Here is a 14436-nt window from a genome sequence, read left to right as displayed (position 1 = left end):
CGGCCGTCCGGGAGTCAGCATCTCCCGGCCTGAGGCTGGCTAGTCGGGATAGTAAAATGGAGGAATGCCGTCAAACGGGATAATTTCCAGCATCCCGCCAAGTGCGGCCAGCGCCGCTACGCAGCCGGCCATCTCGTCGAGCAGATTCCGGCCGGCCGTCGTCGCATGGTAATTTGCCATGGACGTCACGTTGGGGCCGATGGCGCTCCCCCAGGGCGGTTCCTTCGCACGGTCATGCATATCCCAGACGACTTCCGTCGGCGCCAGCGCGGCAAGGCCTCTCTTGATGGCCTGCATTTGCAGGCAGGCAGCCGGCGCATCGGCGGCATCCAGCCTGCCCTGGTAGAGTTTTTCCATGATATGCGGAAACCGTGAACCCCAGCGGCCGTCTTCCAGGTGGACAGCCACCGTGGAAAACAGGGAGTAAAACGCATTCTCGAAGCCAATCTCAGTGATGGCACTGCCGTGTTTGAATGCAATCATCCGCATGGCTCCCGCTATCAGTCGCTATCAATAAAACGCCACAACACCCCGGTGCTCAGCCCTGCGGCGCCGGCACTGGAGCGGGCTGCGGTGCCGGGGCTGGCGTCGGCTCCGGCACCGCCTTGCCATGCGACTCCTGTCCGCCGTCGCCTTCGGCCGGCATGGCCAGCGGTGCCGGCGGTGCGCCCTCTTGCAGCAAATCACCCGGCTCTTCCACCGGTTCATCCTCGGGCTCCTCGACCGGCTCCACGTGGCGCAGCGGCGGTGGCGGCTTGCCGCCGGGGAAGATGGCGTCGCGCGACAGCTTGCCCGTGTCGAGCGCCGTCTTGAAGAAGTCGCCCACCACCAGCACGGCGTTGTGGCCGCCCTGGCCCCAGTAATTGCTGCGCATGGTAACGCGCGCGTCATTGAAACCGACCCAGGCGCCGCCCACCAGTTCCGGGTGCATCAGGATAAACCAGCCATCCGCATTGTTTTGCGTGGTGCCGCTCTTGCCGGCCACGTCGGAGCGGATACCGAAGCGGCTGCGGATGGCCGTGCCCGTGCCACGGTCGATGACGCCGCGCATCATGTCCGTCAGGGTGGCCGCCGATTCTTCTTTCATGGCGCGCTTGGGCTTGTCTTCGCCGAAGCGGGCGATGACCTTGCCTTCGCGGTCGGTGATGTGCGTGACGACAAACGGCAGGCGGGCTTCGCCCTGGGCCGCGATGCTGGCGTAGGCGTTGACCATTTCCAGCAAGGTGACGGGACTGGTGCCCAGCGCCAGCGACGGCACTTTTTCCAGCTTGCTGTCGCGGATACCGAGTGCACGCGCCAATTTGATGATGGGCGGCAAGCCGACGTCCTGCATCACCTGCGCCGTGATGGTGTTTTTCGAGTAGACGAGGCCGTCGCGCATGGTCATGTCGCGCCCCGTGGTGCCGCTCATGTCCGTCGGGCGCCATATCGTGCCGTCGGCCGCCTTGATATCCATCACGGCGTCGCGGTAGACGTGCTCGGGACTCAAGCCCTTTTCCAGCGCGGCGCCATACACGATGGGCTTGAAGGTGGAGCCGGGCTGGCGCGCCGCCTGCGACACATGGTCGAACTGTTCGCGCGCAAAGTCGCGGCTGCCCACCCAGGCACGCACGGCGCCCGTGGCCGGATCCATGGCCGTAAAGCCCGCTTCCAGGCGCGTCTTCGACTTGCGCAGGGCCGCCATGAAGGCGCGGTCGCCTTTCAGTTGCGCCAGCGCGTCGTCCGGCGTGGCGCCGGCGGCCGTCAGCTTGCGGTAGTCGCCCGACTCGCGCACGAAGGCGTCCAGCAGGGCCGGATGCGATTTCCAGAAATAATCGAACGGCACGCTGCCGCCCTGCATGCCCGCGTACATGCCCGTCGAGGTGGATGACGGCACGCCCGCGCGGCTCCATTCCACGTCGGCAATCGCCTGCAAGGCGTTCGCCTGGCGTTCGACGGCGCGCTCGGCCGCCTGCTGCAAGTCGTAGTCGAGCGTGGTGTGCACCACGAGGGCGTCGAGTTCCAGGTTGTAGTCGTTCTCGTCGGCCCATTGGATCAGCCATTTGCGTACATAGGCCGTGAAATGGCTATCCGATTGCGCCCGTTCGCTCTGACGCTCGAAATGCAGGCGCAGCGGGCGTTTGATCAACTGTTTGTAGCGCGCCTCGTCGATGACGTCATGCTTGCGCATCTGCCCCAGCACCACGTTGCGGCGTTGCAGCGAGCGTTCGGGATTGCCGACCGGATTGTAGTAATTCGTCCCCTTGAGCATGCCGACCAGGGTGGCGCTTTCCAGGATATCGAGGCGCGAGGCGGGCTTGTCGAAGTAGGTGCGGGCCGCCATCTCGATGCCGTAGGTGTTGTACAGGAAGGGTACCGTGTTCAGGTACGCTTCCAGGATTTCCGTCTTGCTGTAGGTAGCCTCGATCTTGAGGGCCGTGATCAGTTCCTTCAGCTTGCGGTTCAGGTTGCGCGAGCGGCCGATTTCCTCGGGGAACATATTGCGCGCCAGCTGCTGCGTGATGGTGGAACCGCCCTGGGGATTGCCTCCCGCTGTATGCAGGATAGCGCCCGCCGTGCGCGTGAAGTCGATGCCATGGTGGTCGTAGAAGCGGTGGTCTTCCGTCGAGATCAGCGCGCTGATCACGTTCGGCGAAATCTGTTTCAAGGTGACGCGTTCCTGCAAGCCCTGGTCGAAGCGGGCCAGTTCCTGCCCATCCGCGCTGACCATGGTGCTCGGCGCGGCCGCGCGCGCCTGGCGCAAGTCGTGGGTGCTCGGTGTCAGGGGAATCAGCAGCAGCATGTATGCAGTCAGCAGCGCCAGCACGGCCAGGAAAGACCATAAGGCCAGCACCAGCGCGCGCCGCACGGGCGGCAAGGTCATCAAATGCGCGCGGCCGCGCCGGTACAGCGCCACCGCCCTCGCCCACCCCGCACGCGCCACGCGCCATGCCTGCGCGCGCGCCCGTATGAATGCCTGCCTTGCTTTTTCCTGAAACTGCTCCATGCCTGATGCCATGCCTGTACCTTGTCTGATGCCGGAAAATCCGTTTCAGCAAGTATATAGGGCGGGCAACAAAGCGGGCCGGAATTTACGGCAGGCAAGCATCCAGGCGGGCCAGGGTAACGCCGACATAGGCGCCAATGCAGCGTGCGTCATGCGTCGTAAACGGGTTTTCCAGCTGCAACAGGCCGCAGTCGCAGATGACGGGATCGACCTGGGTCACGACGCCCAACGCCAGGTAGCGCCAGCCATCGAGGCGCTGCAGGCGTTTTTCTTCACCCGGGTTGGCGCGGAAGATGGCGTCCCAGTCATCCATCTCGCCGGGCATGGGCCACAGTTCGAGCTGGACGTGCGCGCCGGCGGCCATCTGCCCGCCACCGAACTCGTCCATCACATGCAGACGCTGGCCGCCCACCTCGATGATGGCTTCCAGGTACTCGCCCTCGGTCGCGATGAAGGTGGCGGCGACGATGCTGGCCGTCACTTCTGCGCCTGCTCCAGCAGGGCCGGCAATTCTTTCAGCATGGCTTCGCGCGTGCGCAAGCCCGCAGACTGCTGGCCTTTCTGCTCGTCCTGCACCAGGCGCGCAAAGACGATGCTGCGCTCGCCCTTGCTGGCCCAGCCCACGAACCAGCCGTAGCCATGTGCTTCGTCGAAGCTGCCATCTGCCTTGCGCGGGAAAGCGGCGCCCGTCTTGCCATGCACTTGCCAGCCGTCCACGTCTGCCAGGCGGGTGAGGCGCTGGGTTGCTTCCATCGCCTGCTTCGTCACGGGCAGCTGGTAATTGACCAGCTTGCGCAAGAAACCCAGCTGTTCCAGCGGAGAGATTTTCAGCGAAGAGCTGATCCACGAGCGTTCCAGGCTGTTGTCCTTGCCCGGGTCGCCCGAGACGTCTGCATTGCCATAGCGCAAAGCCTTGGCATATTTCTGGAAGCGTTCGGCGCCCAGCGCCTGCGTGATCTGCTGCGAATACCAGACGACGGAATACTGCATCCAGCGCGACGGGTCCGTATCCTGGCGCCAGGCTTCGCCGCCCCAGTCCACATAGCCTTGGCGGTATGGCAAGCTGGGCTTGTGCTCGTCCTTGAGGAAGCCGGCGTCATAGCCCATCAGGCTGAGCGCGATCTTGAACGTGGATGCGGGGGTGACGCGGTCGAGGCAATTGCCCTCTTGCAGCAGGACGGCGCCCGTTTTGGCGTCGGCCATGGCGGTGCAGATGGTGGCGGCCTGGGCCGCCGTGATGGAAAGGGCCGACAAGGCGGCCAGGAACGCGCTTTGCAAAGAAAGATTCATGCGTTTATTTAAGTAAAAGGTGGTCGTCAGTGCCCGGCCAGATGAATGGCCGGGAGCCGGTAGGCGGCACACGCCGCCCACCGCTATTCTACATGCCGATATTGACCACACCCTCGGCGGAACTGCGGTAAGTTGCACTGCCCGCTGCCGCCTGCGCCAAAACCAGCTGTTCGCCATCCGGCGTCGCAAGCCGGGTCAACAGGAAGTCAGCATTGGGCAACAGGCCCGTCGCCAGGATGGTGCTTGCCGAGGCTGGCCCTTTCCAGCTCATGCGTGCCGATGGCGCCGCATCGCGGTTGAACGCCACCACCGTCTGCGTGCCGATCAGCACGGCTTCCGTATGGCTGTCCGCCACCAGGCGGCGTGCCGAACCAGTGCCTGCGCTGCCGCTGCCCAGGTCGTTGTCCGCCACATGCAGGACATGCAGGAAGTACTGGGTGCCGCCAGCGGGCACACTCCCGTCCGCCTGTACTTCCAGGCGCCAGGCGCCGATATCGCCCGTGACGCTGGTGTCGGTGGCATCAGTGGCCCTGGGCGGGTAATTGCGCCATTTATAGCTATTATCAGCTTGCAGAACACGCACTGTGAATCGGCAATCGCCGGTGGGCCCGCCGGGCAGCAAGGTACCCGGGCCGAAGGCGGAATCGGCACTGATCTGGTCGCATTGTCCACCCGCGTTCAGCCCCCCTACCTTGGTAATCACGGCTTTCTCGGGCAGCAAGGTTTGCGCGATCAGCATGCCGCCGCCATTGCGAATGGTAATGCTGCGCGCATCGGTGGCCGCATGAGTAAAACGGTACTGCCCATTACCAAGTGCGGTGGCCGCCACTGCGGCAGCGGGTTCGTTGACCGTATGCAGCAAGAAGGTGGCGGGTGCGGCATTTGTACGCACACTGTCAAAGGTCAGGACGATGGGCAGGGAACCGGTCGCCGGCGCCGGCAGGTAGACGACGCTGCGCAGGAAACCATTCGCCTGATCCAGTTTGGATGAAGCATAGGCTTTGCTCGCGTTGCCGCGGGCATAAGTGTAGCCAGGAGCATATTCATAATTGACAATGCCATCCAGGGCGTTCATCGCGCCAGGCTGGATTTCTTCCAGCGTCGGGTATGCCGCGCGCGCGCTGCCCACCCATTGCCCGCCATCATTACTGAAGTCCACCTTGCTCGTCCCGCTGCCAGCCCGCTGGAAGCGCTCATTGGCATCAAACGCAACGACTGTATTATGGGCAATGCTGCGCGTATAGTAATTGGCCCAATGGGCGCTGCCATAGCTGTCATACCTGCCTGAATCGACCAGCAACGGCCCCTTGTAATTGAGAGAAATGCTGTTCTGATCCAGATGATGGTGATTATCAGTGATAAATGATGTGGACTTGAACTCCAGCAAGGTCGCGTCCGGGTAAGTCCAACGGTCGCGCATCAGTACTTGACCCGAACGGTGGAAGTGGCGCGACAAATCCCAATCGGAAGGCTGATTCAAGCTTGCCTGATCGACGGGCCAAAACAATTGTTCCAGGATATACGGGTAGCGATTTGGCGCATAGCGCTGGCCATGTACCTGTTTCTGGTAATAATCCCAGGCATTGCCATCCCCCGCATGGGCAGCGGCCCATAACGCAATACTGCCCACCAGTGGAAAACTTGACAATGTCACGAAGTTATCGCCACTGGCTGATAACTTTTATCGTCACGCTGTCCATAGATATACGGATAGATGGTTTTCGGCAGCCACTGCGAGGCTTGTCCCATGTCGCCTGCATTTTGCACAGCGGTATTCCACAGCAGCAGGCGGGATGGCAAGTCAGCCAAGCTATAGGAAAATCCTGAGTGGTATCCGCCATCATTGGAAATATCACGCCGTACCGCGAGAAAACCTTCGTCAAAATGGCTATACGCTGTTTCTATCATCGGTAATACGTCGCCATTCTCCGGTCCGGCGATGGCCAGCAAGCCGACAGCAGCACCATATACGCTGCTGAAATTCATGCCCGCCATATAAGCGGTTGCGATGGATGGCTGGGGCGGCGAAGCATGGCGGTTCCAGTTACTGAAGACGGGCTTGACAGCGCAGTCGAACGAGGAGACCGCCATGCCTTGCTGGCCACAGATTTCACTTAACAGATTGGTGCCACCCGGTGCCGCCTGCGCCGCAATGGTATTGCGGATAGTGGCAGCCATGGCCGTCCGATAACTTGCCTGCGTATTATCGTCAGACACGGCGCTGGTGCCCAGTTCCGTGTATAGCCAGTCATACAGGATGCCCAGCGCAATGACACGCCCGCCCATGGACATGTCGCCGCCAGCATTCAAGGGAACGATACGTAACTTGTCGATATAATTTAATATCGCCGAATAATAGGCCGGATCTTGCGTTATTTTATAGGCCAGCGCCAATTGCTGCGCAGACTCGACAATCCCATTGCGATGTCCATTGGCCGTATTGCACACTTTCGGCTGCGTCCAGGGTGAGGCAGCGGTTGGGCACATATTCAACGATACCACATCCGATTTGACCAGGCGTGTGAAATCAAACCAGGCGGTGGCCAATGCCATATCGAGGTTACCCGGATAATTGACAAGGATATTTCCCTGACCATCCTTCAACACGAAATTACTGATAGGCTCATTGACCCTGCCAGGAAATTGAAAAGCGGTCTGGTCAGGTGAAAAATCAACCTTGCCCGTGGATGTCTCATTCAGCCATTCCAATCCCATCGCGACGTTGGCGCCACCGATTTTCAGGCTGGTGGTTTTCAGGCTGCTATTCCAGCTGAACTCGATCCGCGTCACCACGCCGATTGGCATGTCGATCGTCTTGTAGGCAATGTAACGCGCAGGCTTGGTACCGATTGCTTTTTGCAGCATACCAATCTGAATTCGGGAAATCCCCGGCGTATCGCCATCAATATGCCGCATGAATATGCCATTTTTACCATTATTGACATTCATTTCGCCAAAAATGAACTGCTCGGCCGCATCCGCCGGATCTTTTTTCGATGCGGTAAAATCAAATGCGATGGTGCCTGCCGCGCCAGGAAAAACCGCTGGACCCAAAGGCAGTCGGCTCTTCAAATTATCTATTGCCAGTTGCGTCGTTAATATGCGCGGATGTTGCGAAGAAATTGAAAATGGCGTTGCGCCGACATTCAAACTGGCCAGGCATAAAGAAGAAAGCAATAATAATTTCCTTTTTGCATTCTTTTTTTGACCGGGCAACCCAGCCCTGCCTTGCGTACCATTCAAGATTCCCAGCATATACTTCCCCATATTAAACACCATTAAATAACCAGATATCATCCACTTGCAATGACGATATCATTTTTTTAAGTACATGGGAAATTATTAATATGCCATCATCTTCGAAAGAAGGCAGCCCTTGCGCCACTTCAACAGGCCAGCATGGCTACCCCTTGAGCTTGTTCAAGGGCTCGCGCTCGCGTCTCAGCCGCTCCTCTTCCAGCTCATCCATGCCGAGCTTTTCCTCGTCGATCAGCGCATGTTCTCGCCGTTCGCGCTGCAGTTCCTCTTCCACGGTGCCATCGATGGCGTCCCGCTCGATTTTCTCAGGCATGCTGCACTCCTTCTCGGTGGGTGACTGAAAAGTGTAGGTGTTTCGGACAAATGTTGCCGCACGCCAGCGTGCCGCCTCAGGCCGCGTTGCCAGCCTGCGCCACTGCATCGTGCGGATGCAGGCTTTCCATATGCCGCACGCTAACGCTGGCCTGCGCGTACCTGGGCGCCAGCGCCGCCTGCACGCGGCGGGCCGCGTCTTCCACATACATCAGATTAGCACCATTCAGGCGCGCGAACGCCTGTTCGTCCGCCCGTTTCACGGCTGTCTGCAGCGGTGTTGCCAGCGCCGCTTCCACCAGGTCGATCAGGGGAAACAGGTCCAGCTCCGCCTGCTGCGTCAATGGCACGGTGACCGTTGCCGTGCTGCGCTGGCTGTGCGGCGTGGCCAGGCTGGCGTGTTCCTGCAACCAGGCGCACGCGGCCGCGCCGTCGATGCCGCCCGCGCCGAACTGCGCCGCAAAGGCGTCGGCCAGCAATTGCCGCGACAGCGCCGCCGAACACGGACAGGTCGACGAGTAGCCGATCTCCACCGTCAGGGATAGCGCAAAGCCCTGTGGCGAGCAGCTGGCCTGCAGGCGCACGGGATACGATTTCCAGCCCGACAGTCCCGCCGTCAGCAGCGCCGGCTGGCGCCGCAGCAAGGGAAAGGCCAGTGCCATGCGTGCCTGCGTGCTGCCGCAATCGGCGTGACTGTCCACCATGCGCCGCAGCACGACGGCCAGGCCCCCGGCATCGAGCGGCTGCGCTGCGGCAAACGCATCGAGCAGCAGGTACAGGCGCGACATGTGGATGCCCTTCACGCGCGGGTCGGGTAAATCCACGTGCACGTCGGCCCAGGCATGCACTTGCTGCGCCTGCCCGCCCTCCTCCAGCCACAGCGGCAAGGCGACGCCCTGCATGCCGACCCACTCGAGCGGCAAGGGACTGCCCAGATGGGGGCCGGCCGCCACGTCGGGCAGGGGCGAGGAAATCGGATCGCGCTTCATGTTGGTGGCTCCATATGCAAACAAGTTGCATATCATGGAGAAAAACAATCACATTTGCAAGCAACTTGCATTAATAGGGCAAATGGGCAGATCAGCTAGCCTTGCGAAACGTCAAATTGATGCGCTGCGGCCCCAGCACCGCGTGTTCGCCCACCTTCAGGGGCGCCACGCCGTGGAAACGCAGGCGGTCGGTGCCGCCCCACACCACCACGTCGCCATGCAGCAAGCCGATGCGCGCAGCCTTGTCGGCCCGCTCCGCCCCGCCGAACAGGAAGGTGGAGGGCAAGCCCAGCGAGACGGAGACGATGGGCGCGGTGAAATCGCATTCATCGCGGTCCTGGTGCAGGGCCATGCGCGCACCGGGCGCATAACGGTTGACCAGGCAGGCGTCGGGAGCAAAGCCCGGGTAGCCGGCCGCCAGCGCCGCCTGCCGCGCCAGGCGCAGGAACACGGGCGGCATCGGCGGCCAAGGCAGGCCGCTGGCCGGATCGAGCCGCGCATAACGGTAACCGCGTCCATCCGTGACCCAGCCGAGAGGGCCGCAATTGCTCATGGCAACGGACATGCGCAAGCCGCCCGGCGTGGCCATGTGGCGCGGGGGAGCCGCCAGCACGATGGCGTCCAGCGCCGGCAGCACCTCGTCCAGATACGGCAGCGCAAAACCGCGCAGCAGCACCGAGGCGGAAGAGCCAGGCACCAGCGGCGCCGGCCCGGCCGGGGCCTGGTCTTCATCGGCAAACAGGGACAGGTTCATGCGGCCTATTTTAGCCGCGCCACGGAAAAAGCGCGCGCGGCTGCCCCGTGGTGCGCTACAGTAGCGCTTCCAGCCACTACTACCCGCCTCCACGATGGATCATTACGCCGATTTGCTGCAAACCCTGGCGCAACAGGAAGAATCCCTGCAATTCGAACGCTTCGACAACGATGCCGCGCTGGCCGTGGGCCTGTGGATCGTCGAGGAAGTGCGCAAGCGGGGCAAGGCCGTCACCGTCAACATCACGCGCAACGGTCAAATCCTGTTCCACCACGCCATGACGGGCGCCACGGCGGACCAGGCGGACTGGATACGCCGCAAGAACAATACGGTGCAGCGCTTTTGCCGCAGCTCCTATTACATGGGCATCTCGTATAAAAGCCGCGGCAGCACCTTCGAAGACGTGAAATACCTCGATGACATCGAGTACGCGGGCCACGGCGGCGCCTTCCCCCTGCTGATACGCGGCGTGGGACTGGTGGGCACGGTGACCGTTTCCGGCCTGGCGCAAGCCGACGACCACGCGCTGGTGGTGGCCGCGCTGCAGGCGCAGCTGGAACGCTAGGTTTCCAGCGCCCGGCGCAAGGCGGCGCGCGCCAGCAAGCGCGTGGAATCGAGCGTCGGCAGCGGCGAATTGGCGTCGCTGATGATCAGCGGGATTTCCGTGCAGCCGAGGATGACGGCGTCGCAGCCCTGCTCCCGCAAGCCGGCAATGACGGCCTGGAAGCGCGCCACGCTGTCCCCCTTGACCACGCCCGGCACCAGTTCTTCCATGATGATGCGGTTGATCTCGCTGCGCTCGTCCTCGCCGGGCCGCACGCAGGCGATGCCGCGCGCGGCCAGCCTGTCCGGATACACGGCGCTGTCGACCAGCCAGCGCGTTCCCGTCAGGCCCACCCGCCGGACACCGCGCGCCGCCGCTTCGCTGGCCACGACCTCCGCGATATGCAGCCATGGCAGCGGCGAACGGGGCGCCATCAGCTCGAATGCCTGGTGGATGGTGTTGTCGGGGCAGATCAGGAAATCGGCGCCGGCGGCGGCCAGCTTGCGTGCCGACGCCAGCATCAGTTCGGCCACGCCTGCCAGGTCGCCCCCGTTCAGGCAATCCACGTAACGCGCCAGCGACGGCGTGTGCATCGATACTTCCGGGTGTTCATATGCCCCCAGCGCATGCGCGCCCTCTTCGCAAATCGTGCGGTAGCACAGGGCTGCGCCTTCGGCCGAGCAGCCGACGATGCCGATATGCTGTGTCATGCGATCTTCCTTTTCAATTAAATACGCTGGCCGCCGTCGATGGGGATTTCCGCGCCCGTGATGTATGAGGCGCGCTCGCTGCACAGGAACTCCACCAGGTCGGCCACTTCGGCCGTCGTGCCCAGGCGGCGCAGGGGGATTTGCGTGTCGACGATGTGCGAGGTGCCGGGCGACAGGATGGCCGTATCGATCTCGCCGGGCGCGATGGCATTGACGCGCACATTCAGCGGCGCCATGTCGTTGGCCATTTCGCGCGTCAGCGACGCCAGCGCCGCCTTCGAACTGGCATAGGCCGAGCCGGCAAACGGGTGCACGCGGTAGCCGGCGATCGAGCACAGGTTCACGACGGCGCCATGCGCATTCGATAATTCCTGCGCAAAGCCGCGCGTCAGGGCCAGCGGCGCAAAGAAATTCGTGTTGTACATTTCCTGCCACGTCTGCATGTCGGTCGTCAGCGAATTGACGCGCGAGCCGCCCGGTCCCTTCGGCGACACGCCCGCATTGTTGACCAGGGCGTGCAGTTTCGAGTCGCCCAGCATGGGGCGCAGCGTCTCGACCATCTGCCCGATCTGGCTCAGGTCCGACAAATCCATGCACACATGCGTGTTGTGCTCCTGGCTGCGCGGGCAGCCGCCGGGAATCGGGCTGCGCGAGACGGTGATGACCCGCCACCCCAGACTGCGGAAGCGCTCCGCGACGGCGTGGCCGATGCCGCGGCTGGCGCCCGTGACGATGGCGGTTTTCTGTTCAATCTTGTGCTGGATGTTCGTCATGTTCTTCCTCGTCCTGTTCTTGTCCGGTTGCGCCGGCGTGGATGCGTTCCTGGCGCATGACATAGGCCAGCATCTGCGTCCCGCCGTCGAGAATGTCCTGTTCGATGGCGCGCCGCGCGGCCGCGCTGTCGCGCTGGCGCAGCGCGCTGATGATGGCGTGGTGGTGGCCCACCCGCATGTCGGGCGAAAAACTGGCGTAGCCGGCGGCGATCAGGGGCGCCGTCTGCATCCACAGGTGGTCGACGAAGCGTTTTAAGGTCGGCATGCCGGCCGCCTGCGCCAGGCCCAGGTGAAACGCCTGATTGCATTGCAGGGCCGCCGCCAGGTCGTGCCGCGCAATGGCCTCTTCATTCGCCTGCAGCAGGCGTTCCAGGTCGGCCAGGGTGGCGCCGTCGATACGCTGCGCCGCCTCGGCCGCGCCCAGGCCTTCCAGTTCCAGGCGCAGCGCGCGGATTTCCAGGTAGCGCGCCACGCTCAGCACGGGCACGCGGAAGTCGCGCGGCGAGCGCAGCACAAGCGCCTCTTCCTGCACCAGCTGCAGCATGGCGTCGCGCACGGGCGTGACGCTGGTGCCCAGCTGCAGCGCCAGCTCGCGGATGCGCAGCCGGTCATTCGGCTGGAAACGCCCGGCCGCCAGCGCTTCGCGCAGCATGGCGTACACGGACTTGCCCAGGTTGACGTGCACCAGACTGTCCAATGGATGGTTCATGCGTTTTTTTGATCCCTAGAAAATTATGATGCATCATACATCAATGTGAAAAACAGTGTTTTTCCATGCGTGCGCCAGAGACAGGGAGTGCCACCAGACCGTACAATCAGCCGCCACCGTATCGAAAGGAATGCACTTGAACTGGGATTATCCGCACGCCCATACCCTGCCCGTCACGCCCGAACCGGGTGACATCGACGGTTTGCAGCACACGAATAACGCCGTCTACGTGCGCTGGTGCGAGCATATCGCCTGGCACCATTCGGCCACCCTGGGACTGGACCTGGACGATTACCGGCGCCTGGACCGGGCCATGGCGATACGCCGCGGCGAATACGATTACCTGCTGCCGACGCGGGCCGGCGAAGCGCTGACACTGGCTACCTGGCTGTGCGCCAGCGATGGCCGCTCCAGCATGGAACGGCGCTTCCAGCTGATCCGCGACAGCGATGGCGCCACCGTCGTGCGCGGACGCTGGGAATTGATCTGCATCGAATTGAGCAGCGGCCGCGCGCGCCGCCTGCCGCCCGAGTTCCTGGCCACGTACGAACCGGCCATCGTCGCGGCCGCCGCGTAAAAGCGGACACCTGGAGCGCCGTTTTGCGCGCCGTTCGGCGAAGATGCGGGGCTTTTCTTGCGCCTCCGCAGTGCAACATGCATTTCGCTCCTGATTTGCCCGTTCATGCTTTAGAATCAGCGACCTCAGCCCCGTAAAAACAGGATAAAACATATGACGGCAGTCGGGATTACCGAACCACAAGAGCTCAAGCGCGGCCTGAAAAGCCGCCACATCCAGCTCATCGCCCTGGGCGGCGCCATCGGCACCGGCCTGTTTCTGGGTATCGCGCAAACCATCAAGATGGCCGGCCCCTCTGTCCTGCTGGGCTATGGCATCGCCGGCGTCATCGCCTTCCTGATCATGCGCCAGCTGGGCGAGATGGTGGTCGACGAACCCGTCGCCGGCTCCTTCAGCTATTTTGCCGACAAATACTGCGGCCACCTGCCCGGCTTTTTGTCGGGCTGGAATTACTGGGTGTTGTATGTGCTCGTCAGCATGGCCGAACTGACGGCCGTCGGCATCTACGTGCAGTACTGGTGGCCGGGCGTGCCCACCTGGGTCTCGGCGCTCGTCTTCTTTTGCGTCATCAACGCCATCAGTCTGTTGAACGTCAAGGCGTTTGGCGAGATGGAATTCTGGTTCGCCCTCGTCAAGGTGGTCGCCATCATCGGCATGATCGTCTTCGGCGCGTACCTGCTCGCCTCAGGCGACGCGGGCCCGCAGGCGTCGGTGGCCAACCTGTGGCAGCACGGCGGCTTCTTCCCGAATGGCTGGCAAGGCCTGGTGATGGCCATGGCCGTCATCATGTTTTCGTTCGGCGGCCTGGAACTGGTGGGCATCACGGCGGCCGAGGCGGACGATCCGAGCACGACGATTCCACGCGCCACCAACCAGGCCATCTACCGCATCCTGATTTTCTACATCGGCGCGCTGGGCATTTTGCTGTCGCTGTATCCGTGGCAAAACGTCGTCACCGGCGGCAGCCCGTTCGTGCTGATCTTCCATGCGCTCGACAGCAACCTGGTGGCCACGGCCCTGAACGTGGTGGTGCTGACGGCCGCCCTGTCCGTCTACAACAGCGGCGTGTACTGCAACACGCGCATGCTGTTCGGCCTGGCCAAACAAGGCAATGCGCCGCGCGCGCTGCTGCACCTGAACCGCCGCGGCGTGCCGCTCGTCGCGCTGGGCGTATCGGCCCTGGCGACGGGCGCCTGCGTGGTGGTGAATTACTTCATGCCGGGCGAAGCATTTGAAGTGCTGATGGGACTCGTGGTGTCGGCGCTGATCATCAACTGGGCCATGATCAGCTGGATCCATTTGCGCTTCCGCGCGCAGAAAAAAATCGAAGGCAAGACGACCTTGTTCCAGAGCCTGGGCTACCCGTTCACCAACTACCTGTGCCTGGTCTTCCTGGCCGGCATCCTGGTGATCATGTATCTGACGCCGGGCCTGCGCATCTCCGTCTACCTGATACCCGTGTGGCTCGCCGCGCTGGGCGTCGGTTACTGGATCAAGCAAAGCAAGGCCAAGGCATAGGCTGCTTGCGCCGTAT

The 14436-nt window shown here is 62.6% G+C and carries 15 protein-coding genes; 3 read left to right on the top strand and 12 right to left on the bottom strand.

What is annotated here, in order from left to right; genetic code table 11:
* Positions 1 to 39: 39 nt before the first annotated feature.
* The 9 genes from IGS58_RS11320 to alkB all read right to left on the bottom strand — a co-directional run bounded on the left by IGS58_RS11320 (position 40) and on the right by alkB (position 9589).
* Positions 40 to 483 carry an Imm70 family immunity protein gene (locus IGS58_RS11320; protein ID WP_070256948.1) on the bottom strand — a complete coding sequence of 148 codons (444 nt, stop codon included), beginning with the start codon at positions 481 to 483 and terminating at the stop codon, positions 40 to 42.
* Between the two features lie 55 nt (positions 484 to 538).
* On the bottom strand, positions 539 to 2986 hold the full coding sequence (locus IGS58_RS11315) for a penicillin-binding protein 1A (RefSeq protein WP_230521406.1): 2448 nt from the start codon (positions 2984 to 2986) through the stop codon (positions 539 to 541).
* Between the two features lie 85 nt (positions 2987 to 3071).
* On the bottom strand, positions 3072 to 3467 hold the full coding sequence (locus tag IGS58_RS11310; RefSeq protein ID WP_052140493.1) for a hypothetical protein: 396 nt from the start codon (positions 3465 to 3467) through the stop codon (positions 3072 to 3074).
* Positions 3464 to 4276, bottom strand: a complete 813-nt coding sequence (blaOXA, locus tag IGS58_RS11305) for a class D beta-lactamase (protein WP_070256944.1) — start codon at positions 4274 to 4276, stop codon at positions 3464 to 3466. The genes IGS58_RS11310 and blaOXA overlap by 4 nt, the downstream gene beginning before the upstream one ends.
* A gap of 88 nt (positions 4277 to 4364) precedes the next feature.
* A complete protein-coding gene (locus IGS58_RS11300) occupies positions 4365 to 5930 on the bottom strand; it encodes a heparinase II/III domain-containing protein (protein ID WP_230521405.1) in 1566 nt (521 codons plus the stop codon).
* Positions 5927 to 7531: a hypothetical protein gene (locus tag IGS58_RS11295; protein WP_230521404.1), complete on the bottom strand. Its 1605-nt coding sequence runs from the start codon at positions 7529 to 7531 to the stop codon at positions 5927 to 5929. The genes IGS58_RS11300 and IGS58_RS11295 overlap by 4 nt, the downstream gene beginning before the upstream one ends.
* Positions 7532 to 7679: 148 nt before the next feature.
* On the bottom strand, positions 7680 to 7847 hold the full coding sequence (locus IGS58_RS11290; RefSeq protein ID WP_167468666.1) for a hypothetical protein: 168 nt from the start codon (positions 7845 to 7847) through the stop codon (positions 7680 to 7682).
* A gap of 76 nt (positions 7848 to 7923) precedes the next feature.
* A complete protein-coding gene (folE2, locus tag IGS58_RS11285) occupies positions 7924 to 8835 on the bottom strand; it encodes a GTP cyclohydrolase FolE2 (RefSeq protein ID WP_230521403.1) in 912 nt (303 codons plus the stop codon).
* A gap of 91 nt (positions 8836 to 8926) precedes the next feature.
* Positions 8927 to 9589, bottom strand: a complete 663-nt coding sequence (gene alkB, locus IGS58_RS11280) for a DNA oxidative demethylase AlkB (protein ID WP_230521402.1) — start codon at positions 9587 to 9589, stop codon at positions 8927 to 8929.
* Between the two features lie 94 nt (positions 9590 to 9683).
* Here alkB and IGS58_RS11275 point away from each other — a divergent pair, with 94 nt between their 5' ends.
* On the top strand, positions 9684 to 10154 hold the full coding sequence (locus IGS58_RS11275; RefSeq protein ID WP_034786432.1) for a heme-degrading domain-containing protein: 471 nt from the start codon (positions 9684 to 9686) through the stop codon (positions 10152 to 10154).
* Here the strand turns inward: IGS58_RS11275 and IGS58_RS11270 are convergent.
* From IGS58_RS11270 to IGS58_RS11260, 3 genes are read right to left on the bottom strand one after another with little or no spacing between them, the layout of a single operon-like run.
* A complete protein-coding gene (locus IGS58_RS11270; RefSeq protein WP_230521401.1) occupies positions 10151 to 10843 on the bottom strand; it encodes an aspartate/glutamate racemase family protein in 693 nt (230 codons plus the stop codon). The two genes, IGS58_RS11275 and IGS58_RS11270, sit on opposite strands and share 4 nt — an antisense overlap.
* Before the next feature lie 17 nt (positions 10844 to 10860).
* Entirely contained in the window at positions 10861 to 11616 is a 756-nt protein-coding gene (locus IGS58_RS11265; RefSeq protein WP_070256933.1) for an SDR family NAD(P)-dependent oxidoreductase, read from the bottom strand.
* A complete protein-coding gene (locus tag IGS58_RS11260) occupies positions 11591 to 12325 on the bottom strand; it encodes a GntR family transcriptional regulator (protein ID WP_081345669.1) in 735 nt (244 codons plus the stop codon). Before IGS58_RS11260 ends, IGS58_RS11265 begins: the two co-directional genes overlap by 26 nt.
* Positions 12326 to 12461: 136 nt before the next feature.
* On the opposite strand from IGS58_RS11260, the gene IGS58_RS11255 reads away from it, so the two are divergent.
* Together IGS58_RS11255 and IGS58_RS11250 are read left to right on the top strand one after the other, a co-directional pair.
* Entirely contained in the window at positions 12462 to 12902 is a 441-nt protein-coding gene (locus IGS58_RS11255) for an acyl-CoA thioesterase (protein ID WP_230521400.1), read from the top strand.
* A 153-nt stretch (positions 12903 to 13055) separates the two neighbouring features.
* Complete coding sequence (locus IGS58_RS11250) at positions 13056 to 14420, top strand: amino acid permease (RefSeq protein WP_034786435.1); 1365 nt, start codon at positions 13056 to 13058, stop codon at positions 14418 to 14420.
* The last annotated feature ends 16 nt before the right edge of the window (positions 14421 to 14436 follow it).

Source organism: Janthinobacterium sp. EB271-G4-7A (assembly GCF_020858075.1).
Taxonomy (GTDB): Bacteria; Pseudomonadota; Gammaproteobacteria; order Burkholderiales; family Burkholderiaceae_D; genus Janthinobacterium; species Janthinobacterium lividum.
The sequence above is the reverse complement of the archived record's forward strand: the minus strand, read 5'-3'. Positions and strand labels throughout refer to the sequence as shown.

Excerpts from the sequence above, each read along its gene's own strand:
- IGS58_RS11320 (WP_070256948.1), bottom strand. The coding sequence starts at position 483 with ATGATTGCATTCAAACACGGCAGTGCCATCACTGAGATTGGCTTCGAG.
- IGS58_RS11315 (WP_230521406.1), bottom strand. The coding sequence starts at position 2,986 with ATGGAGCAGTTTCAGGAAAAAGCAAGGCAGGCATTCATACGGGCGCGC.
- blaOXA (WP_070256944.1), bottom strand. The coding sequence starts at position 4,276 with ATGAATCTTTCTTTGCAAAGCGCGTTCCTGGCCGCCTTGTCGGCCCTT.
- IGS58_RS11295 (WP_230521404.1), bottom strand. The coding sequence starts at position 7,531 with ATGCTGGGAATCTTGAATGGTACGCAAGGCAGGGCTGGGTTGCCCGGT.
- IGS58_RS11290 (WP_167468666.1), bottom strand. The coding sequence starts at position 7,847 with ATGCCTGAGAAAATCGAGCGGGACGCCATCGATGGCACCGTGGAAGAG.
- folE2 (WP_230521403.1), bottom strand. The coding sequence starts at position 8,835 with ATGAAGCGCGATCCGATTTCCTCGCCCCTGCCCGACGTGGCGGCCGGC.
- alkB (WP_230521402.1), bottom strand. The coding sequence starts at position 9,589 with ATGAACCTGTCCCTGTTTGCCGATGAAGACCAGGCCCCGGCCGGGCCG.
- IGS58_RS11275 (WP_034786432.1), top strand. The coding sequence starts at position 9,684 with ATGGATCATTACGCCGATTTGCTGCAAACCCTGGCGCAACAGGAAGAA.
- IGS58_RS11270 (WP_230521401.1), bottom strand. The coding sequence starts at position 10,843 with ATGACACAGCATATCGGCATCGTCGGCTGCTCGGCCGAAGGCGCAGCC.
- IGS58_RS11265 (WP_070256933.1), bottom strand. The coding sequence starts at position 11,616 with ATGACGAACATCCAGCACAAGATTGAACAGAAAACCGCCATCGTCACG.
- IGS58_RS11260 (WP_081345669.1), bottom strand. The coding sequence starts at position 12,325 with ATGAACCATCCATTGGACAGTCTGGTGCACGTCAACCTGGGCAAGTCC.
- IGS58_RS11250 (WP_034786435.1), top strand. The coding sequence starts at position 13,056 with ATGACGGCAGTCGGGATTACCGAACCACAAGAGCTCAAGCGCGGCCTG.